Raw genomic sequence first — 7,761 nt, 5'->3', positions numbered from 1 at the left:
GTCTCTTTATGGGACAGTTGCCGTTCGATTGCATCACGGTCGAAGTCTGATTGTTCGTTTAGAGCTGTGCTAGCCAGCGCGCGGAATCCATGCACAGTCATGCGACCACGATAGCCAAGCCGGTAGAGCGCAAAAAGTAACGTGTTCTCACTAACCGGCTTACCTGCGCGAAGTGGTGAACTCACCACCCACTTAGAATCGCCCGCCAATATTTGCAGCTCTTTCAGCAGTTTTATAGATTGCTTGCTCAATGGCACAACATGCGGCTTGCGTAACTTCATACGCCCTTCCGGTATCACCCACACAGAATCAGCAAAATTTATCTCATCCCAGTGCGCCCCAATAAGCTCGTTAACGCGAACAAATGTATGCGCCACCAACATCAATCCAAGGCGTGATACTTTTTCATCATAAATTTTAATTGTAGAAAACAACACGCCCGCTTCTTCTGGCGGGATCGACGGCATTGGCTTTTTGCGCTTGCGCGCCTCAATCACCCTGGATAATCCGCTAGCTGGATGTGCCTCAAGCAATCCAGCATCTTGCGCGTAATCAAAAATCATACTGATTCTTCCAGCAACACGATGCGCGGTTTCAACCAAGCCTAATTCCCCAACCTTACGCACAATATCGACTAATTCAGCCCGGCGAATTTGGTCTATCGGTTTTTTTCCAATGTATGGAAGGGCGTACTCATCAATTGTATTCACTACTTGAATTTGATGTTTTCCATTAGACAACGTTGGCAATTTAATTTTCAACCAGTCCGCAGTGACTTTTTCAAAAAATGGCGATGCCGCAACAACTGGCGCGGCTTGCCCATCACGAAACTTCGCATGCTCCATACGGACATCCGCAAGTGACATTTCGGAATAACGGCCAAAAGTTTTTGTTTTGTACTTTCCAGATTCGGAGTAATTGCAACGCCACGATTTCGCACCAGAAGTGGCGACGTATAGATACAACTGATTGGCGTCGGCTAGCTTGTACGCCTTGTCTTTTGGCTGCGCAGCAGCGACTTGTTTTGCGGTGAGTGGCATCGTCTGTAGGGTATACATTAAAAATACCCTATTACGATACCCTAAAAGCAATGAGATAGGGAAAAACTGGACGAGGTAATCTGAGACGAGAAGATACGCTATACCTGCATAAACAAAAGCCCCGCAGAGATTATGCGGGGATTTTTGATACTGCTTGAGACTTGTTATGGAGGAGATGGAGGGATTCGAACCCTCGGTGCGATATGATCCCACACCTGATTTCGAGTAAGGCGTACGCAATTCAATGCGCCCGCAACCCCCCGCCCTGCACGGGCTACTGTATAGGCGCACAGTGTGCCAAAATAGTTCAAACGCGCCTAGTCGGTCAATAACTCCCCCACCACTTCCCAGTCTCTCTCCAAGAACGGTAGTTCACACAAAGCATTCACGGAACCTTGAAATATCTGCGTAAAACGTTGTTATTTCAGAGTTTTTTTAGATCAAACTCCATGCAATTGGATTTTTTGTAAAGTTGACTATTGGTTTTGCAGCTTTTGGAGAAAATTTCCGACAATTTTTATCCTAAAGTCTGCAATCGCTCCGGGAAGGCCTGCACACTTTGCCAGTGCGTCATGAGCTGCGCATAAACAATGAGGAAAACCCCGCATCTAATCTGTCCTATCTCGAGTACAGATCCAGCAAGCGCCGGGTATAAATTTCAATATTCTCCGGCAAGCTCACATCCAGCGTACGCAGTAATACCTGTGCATTGCGCCGGTAATCCTCCAGCTGCGCATCATGCGTGGCAAACGCCCGCAATACCGCCTGCCCGCCTTCGTAGGAATCGAATTCCGGATAGTAGTAGCCGTAATCCTTGATGAATTCCGAATTGTGGATCAATGGATAGCCGCCGTATAAGGCTTCGTAGTACAGGTAATTCTGGCCGTTTTCCCAGTGATGCGAAATGATACAGTCGCCATAATTGGCCATGAATTCGTACACTGCAAAGCGCCCCTCAAACGATGCCAGACCGTGATTCACTACATCGAGAGTGCGCGCAAATTTCGAGAACTTCAGGTGCTCTTTCAAATGCAAGGTATTGCAAACGCGCAGATATTCCAGGAATGCCGGCTGCGCGCGATATGCCTCTTCGCAAGCCAACATCGGCAACAGCGAGGTTTTCACCATGCATACATTAGGCTCGAAACTGCACACCCGCCAGCGCGGCTTGCCCGGCTTATAACCATAGCTGAGGTGATCTGGCAAAGTGGCGATGCCTTTTTCAAAAAACAGTGGTGTCCACAAATGCGGCACGATGTGCACCGGAGCCCGTGAAGTGAGACCGAAATAATCCTTGCAACTACGTTGATACTCCGGCAATGTCCACACTGCATCGTAGGGCTTGTCGCTGCATAAACCACCGTGTGGCTTGTTAAACATGGCACGCTCAATGTCGATCACATAGTCGTTACCGACTCTCATCCAGGCATAGCGTCCACCGCGCTCTCGAAATCTTCGTACCCAGTCTTCATTCAACTGTGCACTCATTTCAATCACCACATCCAGCGTTTCCATGGCTTGCTCCAGGCCGATCATATCTATCCCCAGATCGCCCAGCATCATGGCATCGTTCACCTGATCGGTCGAACCATCCAGCACCAGCACCGCACGCTCGACTGCCGGCGACTGGTTGAACAATTGCACCAGGAATGCACAATTCTGGAAGATCCCGTTTTCCCAGATCGATTGCGGCCCCGGCCGCACATACAGGGTTACGCCAACGCGCAATTTACGTTGTGGCAAAGACTGACTCATACCTGCCCTTTCACAGTGTGTTGAAGTCTTTTCACGAATGCATCCACATTTTTAGGATGTTCCGGCGCCAGTCTGCGTAAATACGCAGCGCCTGTTATTTTATAGTCGTCCCAGAATTCCGGTTCCTGACGCCAGGCATCAAGCAAAGCATGGCCACCGGCGCTGGCTTCAAAATCCGGATAATAAATACCGATACCATCAGCCTTCAGATATTCTGAGTTGTGGATCAGAGGATAACCACCATAGAGCGTGTCGTAATACAGATAATTCAACCCGCATTCCCATTGATGCGACACCACCGCATCCATCTTTTGTTGCGCCATACATTCGACAAACGCAACGCGCGGCTCGTAACTGGCCTTGTGTTGTCGCGTCAGGTCGAGATTGATGGCGAAACGATTGAAGGTTGGATGCTCCTTCATGTGCACTGTGTTCATCACCATCATCGTACTCACCGAACGCTGATCCAGGCGAAATGCCTGCTCGCACACCAACATCGGAATAAAACAATTTTTAACGACAGAAATATTCGGTTCGAAAATCGCAGTACGCCAGCCGCGTCGATCGGCACCGCTGCCGGCTTGATAGCCAAAGTGATGGCCGTCTTTTTCAACCAGGTCTACCTGCGCCTGGATAAATAGCGGTGACCAGATGTGCGGCACCGCAAACACTGGCACCCGCGACACTGTGCGTAATAATGGACCGCTGCTTTTCATGTGATGTGGCAGTGTCCATATTTCATGCCACGGCGCGCCATTGAAAATATGGCCGCTGGGGCCGTCGAACATCGGGGCTTCCGCATTGTCGGCAAAGGTGTGCCCGACAAAGAAAGCGATGATCTTGACGCCCAAAGCTCGCACGTGACGCAGCCACTCCAGCGGCAACTGTGCTCCCATTTCGATCACCACATCCAGTTCGTAAGTGACGTCGCCAGGTTTCACCAACGGTACACCCAGACCATCCAGCCCCATCGCCGCAGGCATATGATCGAGGTCGCCACCATTCAATAAAAACACGCGCCCAACTTGCGGACTCTGCTGCAATAGCATCACCAGAAATGCCAGATTCTGATTGATGCCGTTGGCCCAAAGCTGCGCACCTTGAACAGCAAAGACGGAAATACCTACATTTATTTTTTTCATGAGTCAGGAAAAATTAAAAAACATCTGATCAAACAATCGGCTGTTGCAACAAATTCGTCAGCAAGCGCTCATACTCGGCGGTGACTTGCGGGCAACCTGGCAGATAGCGACTCAACACCTGCCGCTGCCGCGTCAGATAATCTTGCCAACTATCGTCGTGCATGGTGAGTACTTCGAGCAATTTGCGGCAGCCTTCTTGCACATTGTTTCCCCCGTAGTAGTAACCGAGATCGCGGCACATATAAGCGTTATGCACCAGCGGGTAACCTTGCCAGCAAACATCGAAATAAAAATAATTCAGTGCATTCTCGATCTGATGGGAAATCACCACGTCGGTCATTTCGCTGAGAAACTGCGGCGTATCGTGACGCCCCAAGAAAACCGCCTTGTGCTGGCGCACAATATCCAACTGATTCATCACCGAGACGAATTCCTTATTCTCACGCGCCAACCGTTCCGCATTGGTCACCTGTAATAACGCAATGTCCTGCGGTCGCTGCCGATAGGCTTCTTCGGCAATAAAAACTGGGTACATGCAGAACTTCACAATGTCGTGATTCGGTTCCATCACGGTCAAACGCTTTGGCCCCGATTGCGGATAGTATTGGCCGTGATGTTCGAACCCCTGACTACGCTGGTTCAGAAAAACCGGGTCCCAGACAAACGGCACTACCTGCGCAGGACGGCGGCGCAGGGTTTCGAAGTAAGAGCGGCTGCTGTTGACAACCTGAGGCACCATCCAAATGGCATCATAGCGCTGATTGACGAATAGATTGTGTCCCCACATCGGCCGGTCGAACAATATTGACTGCATCACATTCACGTACTCGACACCGCAACAGTAGGAGATCAACCGACATCCATGTTCCTTCAGATACGCGGTCTGATCAGGGCCAATCTGTCCGCCGAGTTCAATCAGCACATCCAGATTATCTTTAGCATGCTCGAAGGTGATAGTCGGCCAGCGTGCCTGATCCCACGGCAGCGCCGACGTGATGGCGGTCGCGGTGGTATTCACCAGATGCACTGAACGCACGCTTGGGCATTGTTTTAAAGTCTCAGCCAGGTACACGGCATTCTGCTTGATGCCGTTATTCCATAAGGATTCGTTTTCCTGATGCAATCCGATAGTGATACCAATACGCAAATTGCCAATTAAAAAAGAAGTCATGTCTTAGATTGAAATAGAAAGTGAAGTGTGTGATGCCATTATGCTATACCGTTTTCACTGCGGATGAATCTGCAACGTACCACTTCTGGTGAAATTGAGGGCACATTGTTAATATGGGAAAACAAAAAATATCCGGGGTTTAGCCTACATAATAGCCCCGCTGTCATGGCGATTCGGGATTGTTTTCAGCGAAAGTAACGCGGCTAGCTCTCATCACCGGTTGCTAAAAAAGTAAAAGCGACAGGCACAATTTAAAAGTGAATTTAATAGCGTGTGTTGACATGTAATACCTAATCCCCTATTCATGCTTAATAGCCTGGTGTATCGTAGTACCCGCGCTAATCGAACACATTCCAGCTTAGCGTACTTTAATGCCCCTCAGAAAAGCAGGGGCAACCTAATAAAATTGCTTATCTCTTGCCTGCATGGTCTCTGTAATACCCACTACCTGCATCAAACTCATGTTTAGCTTGCTCAAGCAGTTCTCTGGCTTTTTCTAAATGTCCACCAGAGCTGTGGCCAATTTTTGCCTGCATCGCTTGGATTTCACCTTCTGCATGAGAAATCTCGTTCGTGGTCGACACAAATAGATCATAGAGTTCAGCAGCAAATACATTAGATACAACCAGCAAAGAAAAAAGCAGGACGGGTAATTTTTTCATCATAATTCCTTTAAAGTGTTGAAGAGAACTGCAAGGTGCGTAATGATTTGAATTAACGCTTCGAATAAAATTTAGCGCTCACGAAATTGTGAGTTATTGTTATCGTTACCATGAAAAACCAGCTCCAGCGTTGATCAATGCGCGCTGACCGGTGGTTGTGCTAATGCCGAACTTAATAACAGTATTCGGATTAACGCGAGCGCTGGCACCGATAGCCAGAGCCGTGTAGCCAGCATAATTGCCAATTCCCGCACCTAACGCGAACGTCCTGCCACTATCGACTTGCGGAATACCAGCCAGAGCCCCTGCCATCGCTACTCCGCCGAAAGCGATAGCCTGCACATTACCAACCTGGTTTTGCACAGCTGACAATTGCGAGACATTCACAGCATCGGTTGGATTGACACCGGCTGCCACGTTGGTGATACGGCGCTCACTGCCAGGAGATCCGACAGATACGGTATTGGCTTGATCCGCTATCGAACCGGCACCCAGTGCCACCGAATTGGTCTCGGCAGCTTGGGCACCGGCGCCGGTCGCAACCGCATTGGTTCCGGTAGCTTGGGCGCCAGCACCGGTCGCGACAGAATTATTGCCTGAAGCCACCGAATTCTGACCAATCGCGACAGTAGGATCGCCAGTCGCCTGGGCGTTATTCCCGATCGCTACCGACCCCGCCTGCGAGGCCAATGCGCGGAAACCGACAGCAGTGGTATTGGTATCGGTTGCCTGTGCGTTCGAACCAAATGCCGTGGCGCCTGCTTTGGTCGCCTGTGCACACAAACCGGAGCCAGTTGCATCGACGCCCGTCACTGTGCCGCACGTTGCCGGGTTCACATTGTTGATCGCCGTGCCGCTAGTGCCGCGCGTCTGTACCGTGCCGTCGCTGTTGGCGCCGCCGATCGTTGTGCCTCCAATCGTCGCACCATTAGCAGCAGCGGCAGTAAGTGCATTCACCAGCGGTTTCAGCGACGTCGACAATGAAGTGACACTCGTCAGGCTGGTTGAGAGCGACGCCAGTTGTCCCAGTCCAGTTGATATCGACGCAACACCGCTTGACAATGAATTGATGCCGCTATTCGCGACACTCAAGCCGCTTGAAGTTGAGGTCGACAACAACGATACGCTGCTGTTGGTGGTGCTCAGACCAGTCGACAGCGAATTAATGCCGCTTGCTGCCGTGCTCAAACCAGTCGATGTCGACGTCGATAACGCGGACACATTACTGTTGGTTGTGCTCAGCCCCGTTGACAATGAATTTACGCCGCTTTGCGCCGTACTGATCCCGGTCGACGTCGAGGTCGACAGCGAGGTCACGTTGCTATTAGTCGTGCTCAAACCGGTTGACAGCGAATTGATGCCAGTTGCCGTCGAGGTAGACAAGGACGATAACTGACTGAAATTCACCGCATCGGTTGGATTCACACCGGCAGCTACATTGGTAATAGTCACCGGTACCGTCGCGTCAACGCCTCCCAAAGTAATGCTGGTGTGACCGGGATTATCATATTGAACCGAGTTAGCAACTCCCGTCGACAACGAACCGATATTGCTGGCGTTGGTGCTGATGCCGGTCGAAGTCGAAGTCGACAACGAGCTCACGTTGCTGTTGGTCGTACTCAAGCCCGTGGACAACGAACCGATGTTACTGGCGTTGGTGCTGATGCCGGTCGAAGTTGAAGTCGACAGCGATGTTACATTGCTGTTGGTTGTGCTCAGGCCAGTCGACAACGAACCGATATTGCTGGCGTTGGTGCTGATACCAGTCGAAGTTGAAGTCGACAACGAGCTCACATTGCTGTTGGTTGTGCTCAGGCCAGTAGACAACGAACCGATATTGCTGGCGTTGGTGCTGATACCAGTCGAAGTTGAAGTCGACAACGAGCTCACATTGCTGTTGGTTGTGCTCAGGCCAGTCGACAACGAACCGATGTTGCTGGCGTTGGTGCTGATGCCGGTTGAAGTTGAAGTCGACAGCGAGCTCACATTGC

7 protein-coding genes are annotated in these 7,761 nt (G+C 50.5%); 1 reads left to right on the top strand and 6 read right to left on the bottom strand.

Annotation, left to right across the window (positions count from 1 at the left end):
* From GEV47_RS19285 to GEV47_RS19825, 6 genes are all read right to left on the bottom strand, one after another.
* A partial coding sequence (locus GEV47_RS19285) for a tyrosine-type recombinase/integrase (protein ID WP_228124825.1) occupies nucleotides 1-1,280 on the bottom strand: 1,280 nt, incomplete at its 3' end.
* Between the two features lie 378 nt (nucleotides 1,281-1,658).
* A complete protein-coding gene (locus GEV47_RS19280; protein ID WP_153236419.1) occupies nucleotides 1,659-2,795 on the bottom strand; it encodes a DUF2827 domain-containing protein in 1,137 nt (378 codons plus the stop codon).
* Entirely contained in the window at nucleotides 2,792-3,937 is a 1,146-nt protein-coding gene (locus GEV47_RS19275) for a DUF2827 domain-containing protein (RefSeq protein WP_153236418.1), read from the bottom strand. Before GEV47_RS19275 ends, GEV47_RS19280 begins: the two co-directional genes overlap by 4 nt.
* A 28-nt stretch (nucleotides 3,938-3,965) precedes the next feature.
* Nucleotides 3,966-5,108, bottom strand: coding sequence for a DUF2827 domain-containing protein (locus GEV47_RS19270; RefSeq protein ID WP_153236417.1), 1,143 nt, complete (start codon nucleotides 5,106-5,108; stop codon nucleotides 3,966-3,968).
* A 410-nt stretch (nucleotides 5,109-5,518) separates the two neighbouring features.
* Nucleotides 5,519-5,770, bottom strand: a complete 252-nt coding sequence (locus GEV47_RS19265; protein ID WP_153236416.1) for a hypothetical protein — start codon at nucleotides 5,768-5,770, stop codon at nucleotides 5,519-5,521.
* A 105-nt stretch (nucleotides 5,771-5,875) separates the two neighbouring features.
* Entirely contained in the window at nucleotides 5,876-6,727 is an 852-nt protein-coding gene (locus tag GEV47_RS19825; RefSeq protein ID WP_322741708.1) for a YadA family autotransporter adhesin, read from the bottom strand.
* A 592-nt stretch (nucleotides 6,728-7,319) separates the two neighbouring features.
* Here GEV47_RS19825 and GEV47_RS19820 point away from each other — a divergent pair.
* On the top strand, nucleotides 7,320-7,761 hold a 442-nt coding region (locus tag GEV47_RS19820), incomplete at its 3' end, for a hypothetical protein (RefSeq protein WP_322741709.1).

This window comes from Glaciimonas soli (genome assembly GCF_009497155.1).
Lineage (GTDB): Bacteria > Pseudomonadota > Gammaproteobacteria > Burkholderiales > Burkholderiaceae_D > Glaciimonas > Glaciimonas soli.
Note: the sequence above shows the minus strand (reverse complement) of the source record. Positions and strands in the feature narration are given on the sequence as shown.